Here is an 822-nt window from a genome sequence, read left to right as displayed (position 1 = left end):
CAGCTGTTGATCAAGCCGAAACCGATCAAGAGCTAGCGTTTAAAATTAATGCACTGGGGCCAAAATACTTAGCCTTGGCCTGTAAAGCGAGTAATGCCGTTTTAATTCATATATCAACTGATTTTGTGTTTGATGGTTGCAAAACCAGTCCTTATACCGAAACCGATACTCCTAACCCCATTAATGCGTATGGACGAACTAAGTTACAGGGCGAAAATTCTATAGTACAAACAACAGAGCAGTATATTATTATTCGTACTTCTTGGTTGTATTCGGAATATGGTCATAATTTTATGAAAACCATGCTGCGCCTATCTAAAACCCGTAGCGAAATAAGTGTGGTTAATGATCAGGTAGGAAGCCCAACATATGCAGGCGATTTGGCTACAGCAATTTTAAAGATTATAGATAGCAAAACTATCCAATATGGATTGTACCATTACAGTAATACAGTCGAAACCAGTTGGTATGATTTTGCCAAAACCATATTTAAGTTTGCTAATAAAGATGTAAAAGTAAATCCTATTGCTTCGGCTCATTACCCTACATTAGCTAAACGCCCTAATTACAGTGTTTTACAAAGCGAAAAATTGTTAGAACAGTTTAATATTAAAGCTTCACGGTGGGAAAGTCATTTAAAAAAGGTTTTGGAAGGGCTAACATAGTATCACTAAGGCAGCTCTAAAACCTGAGTTTTGCCGTTTAACAAGGAGTAAGTTGTAGAATTATAAAACATGTTTTATAAGTTTTAAAGCATATTTAACTCAGATTGAAAATAATTTATTAAAGTTGTTAACCTTGTAAAGCTTTGGAATTATGTTA

1 protein-coding gene is annotated in these 822 nt (G+C 34.8%); it reads left to right on the top strand.

Annotated elements, in window-relative coordinates; all coding sequences use genetic code 11:
• Positions 1-665, top strand: a 665-nt coding sequence (gene rfbD / locus FUA24_RS10825; protein WP_148542205.1) for a dTDP-4-dehydrorhamnose reductase, incomplete at its 5' end; no start/stop codon positions are given.
• Between the last annotated feature and the right edge of the window lie 157 nt (positions 666-822).

Source organism: Seonamhaeicola marinus (assembly GCF_008085455.1).
The sequence above is the reverse complement of the archived record's forward strand: the minus strand, read 5'-3'. Positions and strand labels throughout refer to the sequence as shown.